This is a genomic window from Sorangium sp. So ce295, from assembly GCF_051527405.1.
GTDB lineage: Bacteria > Myxococcota_A > Polyangia > Polyangiales > Polyangiaceae > Sorangium > Sorangium cellulosum_B.
On sequence record NZ_CP150324.1, the window covers coordinates 13,009,281 to 13,026,080 of the forward strand.

General features: G+C 69.6%; 15 protein-coding genes. 10 read left to right on the forward strand and 5 right to left on the reverse strand.

Annotation, left to right across the window (positions count from 1 at the left end; translation table 11 throughout):
• The first annotated feature begins 463 nt into the window (after positions 1–463).
• Positions 464–1,543: a putative sensor domain DACNV-containing protein gene (locus WMF11_RS49130; RefSeq protein WP_437975678.1), complete on the forward strand. Its 1,080-nt coding sequence runs from the start codon at positions 464–466 to the stop codon at positions 1,541–1,543.
• Positions 1,544–1,767: 224 nt separating this feature from the next.
• Here the strand turns inward: WMF11_RS49130 and WMF11_RS49135 are convergent, their stop codons facing one another.
• The gene (locus WMF11_RS49135) at positions 1,768–2,352 is read right to left on the reverse strand and encodes a hypothetical protein (protein WP_437975679.1); all 585 of its coding nucleotides are present in this window, start codon (positions 2,350–2,352) and stop codon (positions 1,768–1,770) included.
• A 595-nt stretch (positions 2,353–2,947) separates the two neighbouring features.
• Between WMF11_RS49135 and WMF11_RS49140 the strand changes: the two genes are divergently transcribed.
• Both WMF11_RS49140 and WMF11_RS49145 read left to right on the forward strand, forming a co-directional pair.
• Entirely contained in the window at positions 2,948–3,919 is a 972-nt protein-coding gene (locus WMF11_RS49140) for a hypothetical protein (RefSeq protein ID WP_437975680.1), read from the forward strand.
• A 299-nt stretch (positions 3,920–4,218) separates the two neighbouring features.
• Complete coding sequence (locus WMF11_RS49145; protein WP_437975681.1) at positions 4,219–4,872, forward strand: exonuclease domain-containing protein; 654 nt, start codon at positions 4,219–4,221, stop codon at positions 4,870–4,872.
• Here the strand turns inward: WMF11_RS49145 and WMF11_RS49150 are convergent.
• Positions 4,808–5,314, reverse strand: coding sequence for a MarR family winged helix-turn-helix transcriptional regulator (locus WMF11_RS49150; RefSeq protein WP_437975682.1), 507 nt, complete (start codon positions 5,312–5,314; stop codon positions 4,808–4,810). The two genes, WMF11_RS49145 and WMF11_RS49150, sit on opposite strands and share 65 nt — an antisense overlap.
• Before the next feature lie 50 nt (positions 5,315–5,364).
• Between WMF11_RS49150 and WMF11_RS49155 the strand changes: the two genes are divergently transcribed.
• From WMF11_RS49155 to eutB, 3 genes are all read left to right on the forward strand, one after another.
• Complete coding sequence (locus WMF11_RS49155; RefSeq protein WP_437975683.1) at positions 5,365–6,042, forward strand: DUF4336 domain-containing protein; 678 nt, start codon at positions 5,365–5,367, stop codon at positions 6,040–6,042.
• Positions 6,043–6,121: 79 nt separating this feature from the next.
• Positions 6,122–7,534: an ethanolamine ammonia-lyase reactivating factor EutA gene (locus tag WMF11_RS49160; RefSeq protein WP_437979406.1), complete on the forward strand. Its 1,413-nt coding sequence runs from the start codon at positions 6,122–6,124 to the stop codon at positions 7,532–7,534.
• Between the two features lie 39 nt (positions 7,535–7,573).
• Positions 7,574–9,775 carry an ethanolamine ammonia-lyase subunit EutB gene (eutB, locus tag WMF11_RS49165; RefSeq protein ID WP_437975684.1) on the forward strand — a complete coding sequence of 734 codons (2,202 nt, stop codon included), beginning with the start codon at positions 7,574–7,576 and terminating at the stop codon, positions 9,773–9,775.
• A gap of 180 nt (positions 9,776–9,955) precedes the next feature.
• On the opposite strand, the gene WMF11_RS49170 is transcribed toward eutB, so the two are convergent.
• Positions 9,956–10,819 (reverse strand): AraC family transcriptional regulator, encoded by an 864-nt coding sequence (locus WMF11_RS49170; protein WP_437975685.1) that lies wholly within the window; start codon positions 10,817–10,819, stop codon positions 9,956–9,958.
• Between the two features lie 120 nt (positions 10,820–10,939).
• On the opposite strand from WMF11_RS49170, the gene WMF11_RS49175 reads away from it, so the two are divergent.
• The 3 genes from WMF11_RS49175 to WMF11_RS49185 all read left to right on the forward strand — a co-directional run bounded on the left by WMF11_RS49175 (position 10,940) and on the right by WMF11_RS49185 (position 13,585).
• A complete protein-coding gene (locus tag WMF11_RS49175) occupies positions 10,940–11,590 on the forward strand; it encodes a glutathione S-transferase family protein (RefSeq protein ID WP_437979407.1) in 651 nt (216 codons plus the stop codon).
• Between the two features lie 123 nt (positions 11,591–11,713).
• Positions 11,714–12,730, forward strand: coding sequence for an aldo/keto reductase (locus tag WMF11_RS49180; protein ID WP_437975686.1), 1,017 nt, complete (start codon positions 11,714–11,716; stop codon positions 12,728–12,730).
• A gap of 63 nt (positions 12,731–12,793) precedes the next feature.
• A complete protein-coding gene (locus WMF11_RS49185) occupies positions 12,794–13,585 on the forward strand; it encodes a helix-turn-helix domain-containing protein (protein ID WP_437975687.1) in 792 nt (263 codons plus the stop codon).
• Here the strand turns inward: WMF11_RS49185 and WMF11_RS49190 are convergent.
• Positions 13,582–14,535, reverse strand: a complete 954-nt coding sequence (locus WMF11_RS49190; RefSeq protein ID WP_437979408.1) for a zinc-binding dehydrogenase — start codon at positions 14,533–14,535, stop codon at positions 13,582–13,584. The two genes, WMF11_RS49185 and WMF11_RS49190, sit on opposite strands and share 4 nt — an antisense overlap.
• A 186-nt stretch (positions 14,536–14,721) precedes the next feature.
• Here WMF11_RS49190 and WMF11_RS49195 point away from each other — a divergent pair, with 186 nt between their 5' ends.
• A complete protein-coding gene (locus tag WMF11_RS49195; protein ID WP_437975688.1) occupies positions 14,722–15,654 on the forward strand; it encodes a LysR family transcriptional regulator in 933 nt (310 codons plus the stop codon).
• Between the two features lie 130 nt (positions 15,655–15,784).
• Here the strand turns inward: WMF11_RS49195 and WMF11_RS49200 are convergent, their stop codons facing one another.
• On the reverse strand, positions 15,785–16,798 hold the full coding sequence (locus WMF11_RS49200; RefSeq protein ID WP_437975689.1) for a zinc-dependent alcohol dehydrogenase family protein: 1,014 nt from the start codon (positions 16,796–16,798) through the stop codon (positions 15,785–15,787).
• Positions 16,799–16,800 lie beyond the last annotated feature (2 nt).

Here is a 16,800-nt window from a genome sequence, read left to right on the forward strand (position 1 = left end):
CGGCGGGAAGACGTCGCCAAGTCCCGCGTGGCCCCCTCGGCCTCGCGCATGTAGCCCTGCGTCGCCTGGACACCGGCGTAACCGGCGCGCTGCATGATCTCTAGCGGGTCGTCCCTCCAGACGGCAAGCCAGAGGATGCGGCCGGCGGGCTGGTCTGCGGAACGGACAGCGAACGGGCGGGGGGCCCGTATTGAAGGCGCATCGGGTCCTTGGCCTGCCGGGGGACGTAAGTATATACTTGTTCGGCCAGCTTATGTGGTCAGCAAGCGGAAAGCAGTCGACACCCATGCTCGGCCACGCGCGAATCGCGCCGCCCGGTTATCCGACAACGAAACGGTCGTCTCGTTGTCAGGCATCGCGCGACACATGATTCTGTCGAGGTCTTACTACGATGAGTGCCATATATCCCGTAGACGTCGCCAAGACGCTCGCCACCAAGTTGGGGCGGGTTGTGCTTCCCCACTTGGAGCGGCTGGTTGAGGTTCTATTCTTCGCCTCGCTGTTTCGCGAAGAGGGCCACGATCTCACATTTAACCTCATTTATCCGGGCGTCCTTGACCCCAGGTATGCCACGCCTGAGCGTGTTCATGGTTGGGAACCGTGGCACGTCGTGGACTTCGAGACACTAGACGAATTCACGTCCGGGAACGCGGCGAAGTACGCGCTTCTCGCTCGAGGCGACGGCGAGTACCTGGTTGTACATTGTGTGGCTGACAAACTCTTGATCACGGGGGTCGGTCACATGCAGAATTTGCGCTGGTATCGCGACAAAGTCCTGACCGTTCGCGTGGTTGGGGCGGGCGCTCTTCGATTTTTTTACGGCAGTCGCGAGATTGTCTCTTGCGCGGGCGGGCAGAGCGAGCCACTTGTCAGTTGGCCATTCGCGTCTCCGCAACCAGCGCTGGGCGACATCGTGGAGGCCATGGGCAATATGACCGATGTTGTCCAGAACAAGTACGCACTCGCGAGCGGCGCACTGAACATGCTTAGCTCCGAGCTCATACGTCGGAGGCATGGTGGAATCATTGCGATTGTAAACCAGGACGACGCAGCGTCGATGCCCGCGTTTGGCGCTGCGATGCTAAAGGCACCGCTCAAGTTCGGTCAAATGGTCGCCCGCCATTGGGAGGCATCGATGGTAGAGGGGGGTCGGGAAAACCCCGGCGAAGATGACATTGTCGAAGCGCAGGACGCGGCCGCCGAATGCGATCGCGCCCTCAGTCTCATCGGACGGATGAGCACTGTCGACGGTGCTGTGCTCGCCACGCCAGCGCTTGCCATTGTGGGATTCCGAGCAAAGCTTCCAGCGGCGCATCGTACTCCGCCGGTCATGCGGGTACATGCAGACGAACGGCTCGAAGAATTCGATCTGAACCTGAAGGGCACCCGCCATCGAAGCGCCGCTTGTTTCGTGGAGGAGACACCCCACCGCGTCGCGCTGATCGCATCCGCTGACGGTCCAGCAGCCGCGATGTTTCAAGACGCCCAGGGGCATGTGGTCTATCACCCTGTGCGCGACAGTTACGACGACTTCGCATTGTGAGGTCCCAAATCCGGTCGGGCGTTTGCTCCCAAAGTTACCGCCCGACGAAATAGCGTTTAGGCAGCTGCGTGTTGACGCCCAGGCTGGCTGATGGTCCGCCGCGCAGGCCTGTTGATGGCCATCGCGTACTCAAGGACCCCGAACGTGAACTCGCCGCCCTCAACGGGACGAGCGGCCCGTTGGCGGCGGGCGACTCGGTCGACACAAACGAAGCGCAGCCAGCGTCACGACTGACTTCCCTTCGGTCCGAGCGTGCGGACACGCGGGTACTTTGCTAACAGCGCCGCCACGGACGTGTAGCGCTTAGTCGCGGCCTTCTGTACCGCGTCATCGAACGACAGACCGTGCGTCCGCGCGGCCTCGACGTCGGAGTACAGATCTCGAGCCACCACCGTCTCGCCACGCCCCCACTCGGAATGCTCTATCCGGATCATGTCTTCCAGGTCACGGCGGCCGGTGTTCGCGGCGCGATCGGCTACTGTCGCCAGCGCGTCGAGGAACGGCTCCTCGTGGCCCGCGATGCCGCGGCTCGCGTGCACCATCTCGTGAACCAGCGTGCGGATGCGAACGGCGCCGTTCCGCGGTCGGGCTACCCAAATCGTGCGCGTTTCGTCATGGCAATATCCGTCGCACCAGGGACAGTCTGGGTGATGGCCCTCCCGTACCTCCCAGCTCTGGCCGTCGATCCACTCAGGGAAGAGCAGCTCTCTCAGCATGGCAAAGTCGCCCGCCAAGTCGTAGTTGTCGCAGATCTCGGCACCCGCTCCGAGTAGCTCGGCCAGCTTGATCACGGGCTTGGTGTTAGCCATGTTACGAATAATCCAGTTCGAGCGCGACGAATTGGCTCGGCGGACCCCCTAGCACGAAACGCGCACGTTGCGGCATGCGCCAGGCGGGCCGTTGCGCACGGCTCCGCTCGGCGTGGCCCCATGCGCGCGCGACGCCGGGGACGATGGTCAACGAGAGGACGATGGTCAACGAGAGGGAGAAGACGCGGCTGGGCCCTGTTGCCGCTTAAGCTAGCTGATGGGTTTCTGTACCGACTGAAGGAGGATGATGCGTTCGCGGGGTTCGATCCGCCAGGTCAGGCCCAGGAGGGCTCGCACTCGACCGGCCCGTGGGGGGCTGCGCCTCGGCAATGCGGTGTGGGTCTGCGAAGGCCACCTCCTGGCGCCGGTAGGCGTCACCTACCGGCGTGGGCTTACCGGCCTCTCCGGTGCTGGCGCTGCGCCGAGCAATCGGCCGATAGCCTCGTGAACGACGCGGGCCGCCTCCGCATCTCCGAGGGCGACGGCGCGGCTCAGGGTGCCGGCGAGCGAGGCGACCACGGCGGCGCGAGGCGAGGGATCGACCATCGCGAGCTCGCCGAGCCCCAGGCTCGCCGGTTGGGCCGGGGTTGGGGCCATGCCGTGCGAGGGAGTGCGATCCGTCGTCACGCCCCCCTCAAACTCCGGGGAAAGCACCGGTTCGCGACGGTTCGCCGTCGCGGAATCGTTCCGCGAGAATCCGTCGCTCGCGCCTCATTTCCTCGAGATCCTCTTTCACCTGGATCTCCCGCCGTATGCCACGGTCGCGGTCGTCGAGGCTTCGCTGGACCAGCTCATCCCGGTCGAGTTCTGCGCCGACCTGGTGCTCGAGCTCCGCGACGGGGCTGGAGAGCTGGTGCTCTCCATCGTCCTTGAGGTCCAGCGCGACATCGATCGGCGCAAGGGCTACTCATGGCCTGTCTACGTTGCGGTCGTGCGGGCCCGGAAGGAGTGCTCGGCAGTCGTCCTCGTCGTCGCGCCCGACGCGGAGGTGGCCGCGTGGGCCGCGCAGAAAATCGATCTCGGGCTGGGGCTCGGGACGCTCCAGCCGCTGGTGCTGGGGTCGGCGAGTGTGCCGGAGGTGACGGATCAGGCCCAGGCGGAAAAGGAGACGGAGCTCGCCATTCTCTCGGCCGTGGCGCACGGCAACGGACCGAACGGTCTCGCCGTGGTCCAGTCCGCGCTGGGGGCGCTCGGACGGCTCGACCACGAGCACGCGGCGGTGTACTTCCAGATCGTCTACAATGCGTTGCGTGAACCCATGCGGAGAGCCCTGGAGGCGCTGATCATGGAGCGGCAGACCGAAGGCAAGGCTTCTTTTCCCCCGTTCGCCCAGCAGCTCATCGAGCGTGGCCGGATCGAGGGCAAGCTCGAGGGCATCCGGGAGGGCAAGCTCGAGGGCATCCTCGAGGCCAAGCGCGACGCATTGCTCCGGCTGGTGGCGCGCGCAGGGATCGCCCTCACCGCCGACCATCGCGAGCGCATCCAGGCGCGCAAGGACCCTGCGACCCTCGATCGGTGGGTCGATAACGCACTCGAAGCAAAGGACGCTTCCGACGTGCTCTCCTGACGAGCGGCGCTGCGCCCGATCAGCGCGGCGTGAGCCGCTCTCCTCGCCAGAGGAGCTCTTCGTCCTCGATCCGCCGCGCCATATGGAGCGCTCTCCCGCCCGCTCCCGCTCCCCGCAGCGGCTGCCGAGAGGTGCGCGACCTTCTGGGCCACCGAGGCGAGCGAGCCGTGCTCGGCGACGAGCCACGCCACGTAATTCCTCCAGGAAAAGCCCGTTGGGGCGGCGTGTCCGGAATCGTGTCCGGGTCCTCCGGTCATCGCGACCGCAGACTACCCGCAACGAAGTCAAGGAGAACGCCGATGTCTTCCCCCACTCACTACCTGGTCATCGATCTCGAGGCGACCTGCAGCGACGACCCCGCCTTCCCCCGCGACGAGATGGAGATCATCGAGGTCGGCGCCGTGCTCGTCGATGCCGCCACCCTTCGATCCGCCGCCGAGCTGCAGTGCTTCGTGCGCCCGATCCGACACCCGCGCCTCTCGGCGTTCTGCATGCGGCTGACGAGCATCCGCCAGGCCGACGTCGACGCCGCCCCGCGCTTCCCCGCGGCGGCGGCGCGGCTGAGAGAGCTGGTGCGCGGGAAACAGGCGCTCTTCTGCTCCTGGGGCGGCTACGACAAGCGGCAGATCGAGCGCGACGCCCGCCGCCACGGGGTGGCGCTGCCCTTCGGCGGCGATCACCTCAACGTCAAGCGGGCCTTTGCCCGCCGCCTCGGCGCCGAGCGCGAGCTCGGCGTGGGGCAGGCCCTGCGCCGCATCGGCCTCTCGTTTCAGGGGACGCAGCACCGCGCCATCGATGATGCGCGCAACATCGCCCGGCTCCTGCCGCACGCGCTGGGCCTCGAGCCCCACCCGGCCGGCGCTCCCGGGAGCCCCGCCGTGCCGGCGCTCACCGGCCCTCGGGCGGCGTCTCCGGGGCCTCCGGCGCCTCCAGCGCCGCGAGGAGCGAGGTGAGCCCCTTCTTCAGCGAGGCCATCTGCTTCTCCCCCAGGGCTCGCGTGAGCTCGTCCTCCAGCTCCTGCAGCACCCCGAGCCCGTGGAGGAGCATCTTCAGCCCGTGCGGCGTGAGCCGCACCCGCTTCGCCCGCCGGTCCTCCGGATCGGGCGTCCGCTCCACCACGCCCGCCGCCTCGAGCTCCTCCACGAGCTGACCCACCGCCTGCTTCGTCACGCCGGCGCGCTCCGCCAGGTCGATCTGCCGCGTGCCCTCGAGGTCGATGTACGGCATGAGCGCCGTGTGCGCCCGGCGCACGCCGGTCGCGCCGCGCCGGACGACGCGCGCCACCGCCCGCTCGTCGAGCAGCCGCGCCGAGCGGAGCAGGAGCTGCCCGAGGCTCACGCGCTTGCGCCGCTCGAGCTCGGAGACGTCGCATGGATCGAGGTTGTGCTTGGTCATGATGGTCAACTTGCTTGACTAAATGGTCAAGCTGATTTACCAATTGGAGCATGCTGCGACGGCTCGATCAATCCCTCTGGGTTGCGGAAGACACGTTGAAGGTGGGGTTTCTCCGGTTTCCGGTGCGATCTCCGGTCGTGCGCCTCGAGGACGGCGGGCTGCTGCTGTTCTCGCCGCTCCCCAGCGTGGAGCGGGAGGCGGACGAGATCCGCGCGCTCGGCGAGGTGCGGGCGATCGTGGCGCCGAACCTGCTGCACCACCTCGGCCTCTCGCCGGCGGCGCGGCTCTTCCCGGGGGCGCGGCTCTACGGCGCGCGGGGGCTCCGCGAGAAGCGCCCTGACGTGACGTTCACCGGCGTGCTCGACGGCGCGCCCGACCCGCTCTGGTCCGCGGAGATCGACCAGGTGGCGATCGGCGGGATGCCGAAGCTCGAGGAGACGGTCTTCTTCCACCGGCCGAGCAGGTCCCTCTTCGTCTGGGATCTCTGCTTTCACATCGCGCAGAGCGAGCACTTCCCGACGCGCCTCTTCATGCGCCTGAACGACGCCTACGGGAGGTTCGGCCCGTCGCGCATCGCGCGCTCGATGATGCGCGATCGCGCGGCGGTGCGCGCCTCGGTGGAGCGGATGCTCGCGTGGGCGCCGGAGCGCATCGTGGTGGCGCACGGCGACGTCGTCGAGCGCGGCGGTCGAGACGCGCTGCAGGCCGCGTTCGAGCGGGTGCTCTGACGTCCCTGACGTGGAGCGGCGCGCGGGCGCCGGTGCGGTAGGACTGTGGCCTGGCCATGAAGATCAGGACGGTCCGGTGATGGGCGCCCAGGTCACCCTGCTCGGCCTGGATTTCGGCTCCACCACGAGCTGCGCCGTGGCCGCCTCGGCGACGCTCACGCGCGCCGCGGGCAGCGGCCGGGTGGAGCTCGGCGCGCTGGAGGAGCGGTACCGATCGGAGATGGCGCTCACGCCCCTCGCCGGCGACGCCCTCGATCTCGACGCGGCGGCGGCGCTCCTCGATCGCTGGCTCGCCGAGGCGGGCGTGGCGCCCGGGGCCCTCTTCGGCGGCGGGGCGATCATCACCGGCCTCGCCGCCCGCCGGAGCAACGCCGACGCGCTCGCCGCGCTGATCCGCGCGCGGGTTGGGGACGCGCTGCTCGCCGTCGCCGAGGACCCTTGCCTCGAGTCCTGGGTGGCCTTCATGGGCAGCGCCGCGCCCCTGTCGCGCGCGCGCCCCGGCGAGCCCGTCGTCAACCTCGACATCGGCGGCGGCACCACGAACATCGCGCTCGGCCTGGCCGGCGAGGTCCAGCGCACCGGCTGTCTTCTCGTGGGCGCGCGGCACGTCGCGCTCGACCCGCGCTCGCGCCGCCTCCGCGCGCTCTCGCCCGAGGCCCGCGCCGCGTTCGACCACCTCGGGCTCCACCGCGGCCCGGGCGAGGTGCTCTCGCAGGCCGAGGCCGAGGCCGTCGTCGCCTTCTACGTGGATCTGCTCGAGGCGGCGATCGCGGGGCGCGCCGGCGCCTTCGACACGCCCGCGGCCGCGCGCCACGTGCAGGTGCCCTTCGCGCTGCCGGAGGGGATCGCGGCGCCCACCCTCACGTTCTCCGGGGGCGTGGGCGAGCTGATCTACGCCGGTCTGGCCGGGCGCCCCCTGCCCGAGCCGGCTCACCACGGCGATCTCGGCGTGGACCTCGCCCGCGCGATCCTCGCCTCGCCCCGGCTGAGCGCGCGGGTGGCGACGCCGGCCAGCATGGGCCGGGCCACGGCGTACGGCCTGCTGCGCCACGCCACCCAGCTCTCCGGCGCGACGTTGTTCCTCCCGCGCCCCGAGCGCTTGCCCCTGCGCGACCTGCCCATCCTGGCGCGCCTCTCGCCGGCCTCGTCCGACGCCGAGCTCGATCATGCCGTGGACCTCTTCCGCCGGAGCACCCGCGGCGGCTCTCTGGAGATCGCCCTCGACGACGTCTCGGCGACGACCCTCAAGCGCTTCGGCGTGCGCCTCGCGGGCGCGCTGCGCCGGGCCGGACCGATCCCCGAGCACCCCCTCGTGCTGCTCACCGCGCAGAACGCGGGCAAGACGCTCGGGGGCTACGTGACCGGCTGGGGCGCTCTGCCGATCGACCTCCTCGTCATCGATGAGGTGCAGGCGCACGGCGCCCGGTTCGTCCAGGTCGGCCGCCTGTGCGATCAGATCCTGCCGGTCTCGTTCTACGGGATGACGCCATGACGTCGCTCGGCGAACCTTCCGTGAAGGGAGGAGCGCGCCGTGAAGGAACCGACCCCGCTCGATCGGATCGAGGTCCCTCGCCCCCGGACCGACGTCGTCTACGCGACCCGCCTGCCTGGCCACGGCGGCTCGTTCCGCGGCTTGAAGCGGCTCCTCGGCGCCGCCGACTGCAGCAAGGCCGGCGATCGCCAGGCAGGCCTCGCGGCGAGCGACGACGCGGCGCGGGAAGCCGCGCGGGAGCTGCTCGGCGAGCTGACCCTGGAGCACCTCCACGATCACCCGCTCACCGACGCGCGCGGCGAGATCGACGCGGTGATGCGCGTCAATTACGACATCGACCGCGACGCCTTCGCCGGGATCGCCTCGCTGCGCCTCGGCGAGCTCAAGGACCACCTGCTCCGCGCCCCCGGCCCGGAGGTGGCGCGCGTCGGCCGCGCCCTGACCGGGGTCATGGCCGCGGCGCTCGCCAAGCTCTGCGACGTGCACGAGCTCGTGTACCTCGCCCGGAAGATCAGCCGCCCGACCCGCGCCCGCACGCTCCTCGGCGCCCCTGGCACGCTCGCCTCGCGCCTCCAGCCGAACCACCCCACCGACGATCTCCGAGGGATCACCCTGCTGCTCTACTGGGGCCTTTCCATCGGCGCCGGCGACGCGCTGCTCGGCGTCAACCCCGCGTCCGGCACGGTGGAGACCACCGCCGCGATCCTCCGCCACCTCGACCGCATCCGCCGCGCGACCGGCGTCCCCACGCAGATCTGCTGCCTGTCGCACCTCAAGGTGCAGCTCGCCGCGCTCGACCAGGGCGCGCCCGTGGAGATCCTCTTTCAGAGCCTGGCCGGCACCGAGTCCTGCTGTGTCACCGAGTTCGACGTCACCGTCGATCTCCTCGACGAGGGCTATCGCCGCATGGCCGCGCGCGGCCCGCTCGCCGGCCAGGCCGAGCAGTTCATGTATTTCGAGACCGGCCAGGGCAGCGAGCTCACGTACGGCAAGCACGACGGCATCGACATGGCCACGGCCGAGGCGCTCTGTTACGGCCTCGCCCGCCGCTGGGACCCGTTCATGCTCAACAACGTCACCGGGTTCATCGGTCCGGAGACGCACCTCGACGACCGCGAGATGATCCTCGCCAACCTCCAGGATCATTTCATGGGCAAGCTCCTCGGCGTGCCCATGGGCATGGCCCCTTGTTACACCCTCCACGCCCACGTCACGCTGGAGGGCCAGCAGATGGCGACGCAGCTGCTCACGGCGGCGGGCGCCAACTACTACATGGATGTCTGTCTCAACACCGATCGGATGCTCGCCTATTTCGACACGAGCGGGCATGACGTGCAGACCTTGCGGGAGATCCATGGCCGCGCGCCCGGCGGCGAGTTCCTGGAGTGGGCCCTCGCGCGGGGCATCCTGGCGCGCGCGGGGGAGGCGCAGGGCGAGGCGGGCGCGATCACCCGCGGGCCGTGCTTCGGCGACGTGCGGCAGTTCTGCCCGGACGAGGCCGAGCTCGCCGAGCTGCTCGCGGCCACGCCCGCCGCCTACGGCTTCGCCACCGCCGGCCCGCGCCCGGCCAACGCGGTGAGCCGGCGCGGTCGCCGCGACGAGGCGATCGCGCGGGCGGCGCTCGCCACCGAGCTGCGCGAGGACGAGCTGGCCCGCGTCGCCGCGTTCCGCCTCATCTCCACGACGGCGGCCAGCAAGGGAGAGCACCTCGGCTCCGCCGACGCGGGGGCGCGCCTCGCCCCGGAGAGCGCCGCCCGGCTCGCGCCGGAGGAGGCCGAGGTGCAGATCGTGGTCTCGGACGGCCTGAGCGCCGAGGCCGTCCACCGCAACATCCCTGATCTGCTCCCGGTCCTGCTGGACGGCCTGGGGGCGCGCGGCGTGACCGTCGGCCAGCCGCTGCTCGCGCGTTACGGCCGGGTGAAGCTCGCGGAGGCCGTCGCCGAGCGGCTCGCGGCGCGGCTGGTCGTCGTGCTGCTCGGCGAGCGCCCGGGCAGCGGTGAGCTGGCGTCGAGCAGCCTCTCGGCCTACCTCGCCTACCGCCTCGCGCCCGGCGCGGACCAGGAGGCGGCCGCCGCCTTCAGCGGCAATCCTGCCATCGGCTTCGAATACACGGTGATCTCCAACATCCACGCTGGCGGGCTGCCCGCCGCGGAGGCGGGGGGCGTGATCGTCGAGAAGGTAGTGGCGGTGCTCGCTCACCGCGCGGCTGGCAACCGGCTGGAGGCGTCGCTCACCGGCTAGAGCGACAAACGGGTTGAAATCACGAGAAAAAGCAGGAATTTCACAGGGAGGCGGGGAGGCGGGGAGCGAGAGACGGCAAGAGAAAGAACTTCATTCTTTCTTCCTCCCCGCCTCCCCGCCTCCCTGTGAAAATTCTCGGGGTTGCCTCATCGTCGGTATTCTAGCGCCGCGTGTCAGAAATCATGCCGGAATGTCGTGCTTCGGCGATACGCCGAACTTGCGCGTGTAATCGCGGCTGAACTGCGCCGCGCTCTCGTAGCCGACGTCGAACGCCGCCGCGGACACCGAGATCGTGCCGGCGCGCAACAGGCGGCGGGCCTCGAGGAGCTGCAGGCCCTTTCGATACTGAAGCGGTGACGACGCCGTGATCGCCTTGAAGTGCTTGTGAAACGAAGACGCGCTCATCCCGACGCTGCGCGCGAGCTCCGGGATCTCGACAGGCGATCGAAAGTCACGCCGCAGCTGTGCGATCGCGCGCGCGATCGCGCTGGCGTGGCTGTCACGGCGGATCAGGTCCCGCAACATGCCGCCAAACGGCGCCGTCGCGAGCCGGTAGTGGATCTCGCGCGAGACGAGCGGACCAAGCACCGCTGCATCCATCCGCGCGCCCGCGAGCGCGAGATAGCGATGGAGCGCGTCGACGAGCCTGGCATCGCAGGTGTGGACCGCGAGCGAGCGGGACTCCGCGGCGGAGGGAGGCGAATCGGCCATCGCCTCGACCAGGTCGCGCAGCGTCTCCAGCTCGACATCGAAGAGCAGCACGAGGTAAGGGGCCTTCGTGACGCGCGCGATCACCGGGAGGTCGTGGCTGATGAGCAGACACTCGCCGACGCTCATCGGAAACGAATCGGCTCCCAGCACCGTTTCTTTTCGCCCCTGGAGCACAAGGCCCATGACCGGCTCGTAGACCGCGGCTTCGAACGATGTCGGCTGGTGGTGCCGGAGGATGCCGAGGTTCTTCAGCGGTCGCACGTACTGGCCAGCGCGGTCCTTCGGGCGAGGGAGCTGGCTTGCAGCGAGCTCGGCGAGCGCCGCCAGGTTCATGCGGCGAGCGTAGCACCATCACGCTTTTCTGTCCCCGGCGAGAGGATCGAGCAAGAAGCAGAGAGCTACCGGCAAGCTTCTCGCGACGTGCGGTCGTACGTTGAGCTCATGGCGAACAACATGCTGACCGTGCATCACCTCGGGCGTTCCCAGTCGGAGCGGATTGTCTGGCTCTGCGAGGAGCTTGGGCTCGACTATGAGCTGAAACGGTACGAGCGCCGGAAGGACAACAGGATGGCGCCGCCGGAATACAAGGCGCTGCACCCGATGGGAACGGCGCCGATCCTCACCGACGGGCAACTGGTGCTCGGCGAATCCGGGGCGATCGCCGAGTATCTGATCGCGACCCATGGTGAGGGGCGGCTCGCCGTGAAGCGCGGCCAGGCCGGGTTCGCCGACTATCTTTACTGGTTCCACTTCGCCAACGGGACCTTGCAGCCGGCCGTCCTGCGGGTGTGGTCCCTGGAGCGCATCGATGCGTCCGAGAAGAACACGGCGTTGCAGGCGGCGAAGGAACGGTTCAACCTGATCTTCTCCACGGTGGAGAAGCGTCTGGGTGAGGCGGCTTATCTCGCCGGTCCGGAGCTGACGGCGGCGGACATCATGACGGTGTTCTCGCTGACCACCATGCGGCTGTTCAAGCCGTACGATCTCTCGCCGTGGCCGAACATCCTGGCTTACCTGCATCGCATCGGCGCGCGCCCCGCGTATCGGCGCGCGATGCAGAAGGCGGATCCGGACATGACGCCGTTGCTCGGGGCCACTCCATGACCGAGGGGCCGGTCGGCCGCGGGCTTGATCCGCGGGTCTGGTGCCCAGTTGGAGCGAGACGCCGGGTCCCCGGATGTCCGTTTCTTCCAATCGGAGGCCGTGGGCGCGTGGCATGAACACCCCATGACCCACCTCGACGCCACGATGAGCCGCTCCCCGCTCCGATCGACTCCGCTGGGCAAGACCGGGCCCAGCGTTTTTCCTGTCGGCCTCGGCTGCATGGCGATGTCCGGCGCCTACGGCCCGGCCGAGGACGCCGAGAGCGTGGCGACGATCCGGCGCGCCATCGAGCGGGGGATCACCCTGATCGACACCGGAGACTTCTACGGCAACGGGCACAACGAGCTCCTCCTCCGGCGCGCGATCGAGGGGGTGCGCGACAAGGTCCAGCTGTCGGTGAAGTTCGGCGCGATGCGCGGCCCGGACGGCGCCGCGCTGGGCATCGACACCCGCCCGGCGGCCGTGAAGAACTTCGCGACGTACAGCCTGCAACGGCTGGGCGTGGAGGTCATCGATGTGTACCGCCCCGCGCGCCTCGACCCGCAGGTGCCCATCGAGGACACCGTCGGAGCGATCGCCGACCTCATCAAGGCCGGCTTCGTCCGGCATGTCGGGCTGTCCGAGGTGGGGGTCGAGACGATCCGGCGCGCGAGCAAGGTGCACCCGATCGTGGACCTGCAGATCGAGTACGCGATCGCGACGCGCGGGCCCGAGGCGTCCATCTTCCCTACGCTCGCAGAGCTCGGGATGAGCGCGACGCTCTACGGGGTTTTTGCGCGGGGGCTGCTCACCGGCAGCAAGCCCTCGGGAAAGGCGGACTTCCGGCAGTACATGCCGCGCTTCGCTGGCGAACAGGGGGCAAAGAACGCGAGCGTCGTCGAGAAGCTCCACGCCTTCGCCGGCGAGCGAGGGATGACGCCGGCTCAGGTCGCGCTCGCGTGGGTGCTGGCGAAGCAGCCCGCGCTGGTGCCGATCGTCGGGGCCCGCACGCGAGCCCAGCTCGACGACGCCCTCGTGGCCCTCGACAAGCCGCTGTCGGCGAGCGACGTCGCGGCGCTCGAGAGCATCGTGCCAGCGGACGCGATCGGCGGCACGCGCTACCCCGCCCAGCACATGAAGGCGCTCGACAGCGAGCGGTAGCCGATCGACGCGGGCACCCGCGTCGGCTTGAACGGCCGCACGAGAGGCGTAAGAGTGACCAACATGGCCGCAGCGATGGAGCTCCCCACCCTCGCGCTCCCGCGCTTCGTCGAGGACGTCCGCGATGTCGCGGCACCCCCCGGTCAGGTGTTCGACGTCGAGTGGCTTCCCGACGGCAGAACGGGCCTCTTTTTTCGAGTGCTCGAGGGGGGGCGCGAGGGGGACGTGTGGGTCGCGGGCCCCCGGACGCGCGCGATATTCAAGAGCAAGACCGGCCTCGCGCGGACCGTCACTCTTCGGTTCAAGCCTGGCTGGTCGGTTCCGCTGCTCGGCGTGGCAGCGAGCGAGCTCACGGACCGGATCGTCCCGCTGGAGGACGTGTGGGGCCGCGCGGGGCGCGAGCTCTGCGGTGAGCTGCTCGCAGCGAGGAGCCGCGCGGACGTGATCGACCGCGTCGCCCGGGCGCTCGCCCTTCGCGCCGGCCAACCCTTCGAGACGGCACCGGGGCAGCTCGCCCGTCGTGCGGTTCGCTTGCTCGAAGGGGGCGAGGTCCGGGTGGAGAGCGTTGCCGATCGGCTCGGCGTCACGGCGCGGCATCTTCGCCGCGCTTTCATCGAGAACGTCGGCATCGGCCCGAAGGAGTTCGCGCGGACCGTCCGCCTGCAACGCGCGGTGCGAATGGCAGCGACCTCGCGCGACTGGGCGCGCATCGCCGCGGACGCGGGCTATTATGACCAGGCCCACCTCATCGCCGACTTCCGTCAGCTCGTCGGGCTCACCCCGGGCGCGTTCTTCAAACGCGCGGGCCGCCGGATGACCAGTTCTCCTTGCACGCAGGCTGAGGATCGACCTTAGGCCTTTGCGTTCGGCAGGAGAAGGCACCGCACATCGGGCTCCTCGTTCCAGGCATCGGCCACAGCGCTGAGCGGCAGACTCTTGAACGGCGCACGAAAGCCGGCCGCCGGGGCCGCTGCCAGTAACTCGCCGGCCCCGGCCAGCAGCTCCTTCACGGGAACGCTTCCGATACCGCTCCCGATGAGCTCGATCCCCGTGCTGCGCAGCATGTCACCTCGGATCGGGATCTCGTCGCCAGCCACGGTACCCAGCTGAACAAAGCGCAGGCGCGGCTCGCCGGCCCTGGACCCACGGTCCTTCGTCGCTGCCCGGAGGACGCGGACGGCCGGCTCGCCCCACACGAAGTCGAGCACGACGTCGACGCCTTGATCGAATTGATCCCGTAGTGATCGATCCGCGTCCTCGTCCAAGGCGATTTTCACGTCGGCGTCGAGCCGGTCCAGCTTCACCTTGTCACGACCGACGGCGATCACCTTGCTCGCTCCGAAGTGACGGGCGGTTTGAATTGCCATGCCCCCCGCCGCGCCCGTCGCGCCGTTCACGAGCACCGTGTCGCCCTTCTGGAGGAGCGCCCGGCGTGACAGCGCAATCCAGGAGGCGAGCCCCCCGGTCGCGATCGCTGCGGCCTGCTCATCGGACAGCGCGTCGGGAACCGGCACGATCATGCCGTCCATGGCGAGCGACCTCTCGGCCATCGAGCCGAAGGGCGCCTTCGGGAACAGGAAGTAGACACGCCTCCCCGCAGCGTCTGCGCCGACGCCATCGACGCCCGGGACGAAGCCGCCGCTCTTTCCGCTCGCATAGTGCCTGCCCGAGGCCAGGCCTTTGACGATGGGGCTGAGCGGAGCGGCGTGTACGGTCACCACGGTCTCACCGTCGCCGGGCTCCGGCTCACGAAAATCATCATAGGACGGCGGGACACCGAGCGCATGTACGACTGCGGCCTTCATGCTGAAACCTCCAATCGATGATTGCGGTGGTGCCGTGTCGGCGACGACCGAGCCCGTTTCCCCCGAACCCCCGCGATGACGTGGTCCATGTGCGTGCTCCTTGTTCTTCACGGCGATTGCGCCGTCGACGCGGAGAAGATGCGCCGGCTCGCCGCATCGATCCACTGCATGATAGACATACACATCATGCCTGCCCTTCATGATGTGGCCACGGTCGATCTCAACCTCGTGCGGGTGCTCGGCGCGCTCCTCGACGAGCGGCACCTCACGCGCGCGGGCAAGCGGCTCGGCCTCACCCAGTCGGCGACGAGCCATGCGCTCGGCCGGCTCCGGCGCCTCTTCGGCGATCCGCTCTTCGTCCGCACCTCGCGCGGCCTCGCCCCGACGGCGCGCGCCCAGGAGCTGGCGGAGCCGGTGCGCGACGCGATGCGCGCCCTCGATCGCTGCTTCCGCGCCGAGGAGCCGTTCGTGGCCGCGAGCGCCGCCCGCAGCTTCAGCGTCGCCACCGCCGACTACGGCTCCTTCGTCCTCGCGCCGAAGCTCCTCGATCGCCTCGGGCGCGAGGCGCCGAACGTCGATCTCTGGCTCCGCGCGCTCGACGCCTCCTTCGAGGAGCAGCTCGCCCGCGGCGACGCCGACGTGGTGGTGGCCCCGGCGCGCAGCGACGGGCTCCCGGCCGGCGTCCGCTCACGCCCGCTCTACCGCGAGCGCTTCGTGTGCCTCGTGCGCAAGGGGCACCCGCTGGTGAAGAAGGGCATCGATCTCGCCTCCTGGACGTCGATGCGCCACGTCTTCATCGCCCCGCGCGGCACGCCCGGCGGCGTCGTCGACGAGACGCTGGCGCAGCTCGGGAAGCGCCGTCGCGTGGCGCTGGCGGTGCCGCACTTCCTCCTCGCTCCGCACGTGGTCGCCGGCTCCGACCTGGTCGTCACCGTCGGCGCGCGCGTGGCCGAGGCCTTCGCGGAGATCCTCCCCTTGCGCGTGGTCGATCCGCCGGTGAAGCTCCCCGGCTTCGAGGTGCGCATGTACTGGCACGAGCGCCACCACCGCGATCCGGCGCAGCGGTGGTTCCGCGACGCGGTGCGCGGCGCGGCCGAGCCGTCGTCCGTCAGAGCGTGACGCCGCGCCGGCCATGCCGTCCGCGATGACGGCGGAGAGCTCCGAGTCGCCGCTCGACCTCCTCAATGAACCCGACGATGCGGTAGCCAATGAGCATCGCCATCACGCCACCAGAAGAGCGGTGAGCCCGTCATCCTTCTGCGATATCGATCACGACCCTGCCCGCGGCGGAGCGCGTCGCGATCGCCTCGTGGGCGTCGTGAGCGGTCCCCAGGGTGAAGTGACGGGGATCCAGCAGCGGCCTCAGCGCGCCGGCCTCGGCGAGATTGCTCGCCTGGCGCAGGATGTCGCCGTGATGGGCTCGCCCCTTCCCGGTCAGCAGCGGCAGCAACGTGAAGACGCCCGAGTAGGTCGCGCCGCGGAATGACAGCGGCGCGAGCGCGTGGGTCCCCCATCCCAGGCAGCTGACGACGTGGCCATGATAGCGGCGCACCGCATGGAACGAGGCGTCGAGGACGGCGCCGCCCACCGTGTCGTAAATGACGTCAAAGCCTTCACCGTCCGTGTGGGCAGCGACGTAATCCTCCACCGAGCTCGTGGCGTAGTCGATCGCCGTCGCGCCGAGCTTCGAGAGGAGCTCTCTCTTGTCCGCCGAGCCGGTCGCGAACACCTCCGCTCCGCGCGCTCGGGCGAGCTGGACGGCGACATGGCCGACGCCGCCAGCGCCCCCATGAATGAGCGCCTTCTGGCCCGTGCGGACATCGGCCCGATCCACCAGACCTTCCCAGGCGGTGATGAACACCAGCGGAAGCGCGGCCGCTTCGCGGAAGGTGAGGTTGGCCGGCTTGATGGCCAGGAGGTCGGCGTCCACCGCGGCAAACTCGGCGAGGGAGCCCTGAAGCCCGCCGACGCCGCCTGTCATCCCGTAGACCTCATCTCCCGGCTTGAAATGGGCGACATCGGGCCCCACCGCCTCGACGACGCCGGCGAGGTCGATGCCCAGCACGGCCGGCAGCGGCATCCTCGCGTGCGCCGCCTGGCCCGCTCGGATCTTGAGATCGAGCGGATTGACCCCGCTCGCCTTGATCCGCACCAGCACCTGGCCCGTGCCGGCGACGGGGCGGGCGACGTCGGTCCGTCGGAAGGGGGAGCCGACGCCGTCCAGAACGAGCGCATGCATCAAGGAGGTGTTCACGGTCGTCATTG

Bases quoted from the DNA above. Each gene is read 5' to 3' on its own strand.
- WMF11_RS49180 (WP_437975686.1), top strand. From the start codon at position 11,714: ATGACCCACCTCGACGCCACGATGAGCCGCTCCCCGCTCCGATCGACT.
- WMF11_RS49200 (WP_437975689.1), bottom strand. From the start codon at position 16,798: ATGACGACCGTGAACACCTCCTTGATGCATGCGCTCGTTCTGGACGGC.
- WMF11_RS49150 (WP_437975682.1), bottom strand. From the start codon at position 5,314: ATGACCAAGCACAACCTCGATCCATGCGACGTCTCCGAGCTCGAGCGG.
- WMF11_RS49145 (WP_437975681.1), top strand. From the start codon at position 4,219: ATGTCTTCCCCCACTCACTACCTGGTCATCGATCTCGAGGCGACCTGC.
- WMF11_RS49135 (WP_437975679.1), bottom strand. From the start codon at position 2,352: ATGGCTAACACCAAGCCCGTGATCAAGCTGGCCGAGCTACTCGGAGCG.
- WMF11_RS49190 (WP_437979408.1), bottom strand. From the start codon at position 14,535: ATGAAGGCCGCAGTCGTACATGCGCTCGGTGTCCCGCCGTCCTATGAT.
- WMF11_RS49175 (WP_437979407.1), top strand. From the start codon at position 10,940: ATGCTGACCGTGCATCACCTCGGGCGTTCCCAGTCGGAGCGGATTGTC.
- WMF11_RS49155 (WP_437975683.1), top strand. From the start codon at position 5,365: ATGCTGCGACGGCTCGATCAATCCCTCTGGGTTGCGGAAGACACGTTG.
- WMF11_RS49195 (WP_437975688.1), top strand. From the start codon at position 14,722: ATGCCTGCCCTTCATGATGTGGCCACGGTCGATCTCAACCTCGTGCGG.
- WMF11_RS49160 (WP_437979406.1), top strand. From the start codon at position 6,122: ATGGGCGCCCAGGTCACCCTGCTCGGCCTGGATTTCGGCTCCACCACG.
- WMF11_RS49170 (WP_437975685.1), bottom strand. From the start codon at position 10,819: ATGAACCTGGCGGCGCTCGCCGAGCTCGCTGCAAGCCAGCTCCCTCGC.
- WMF11_RS49140 (WP_437975680.1), top strand. From the start codon at position 2,948: ATGCCGTGCGAGGGAGTGCGATCCGTCGTCACGCCCCCCTCAAACTCC.
- WMF11_RS49185 (WP_437975687.1), top strand. From the start codon at position 12,794: ATGGCCGCAGCGATGGAGCTCCCCACCCTCGCGCTCCCGCGCTTCGTC.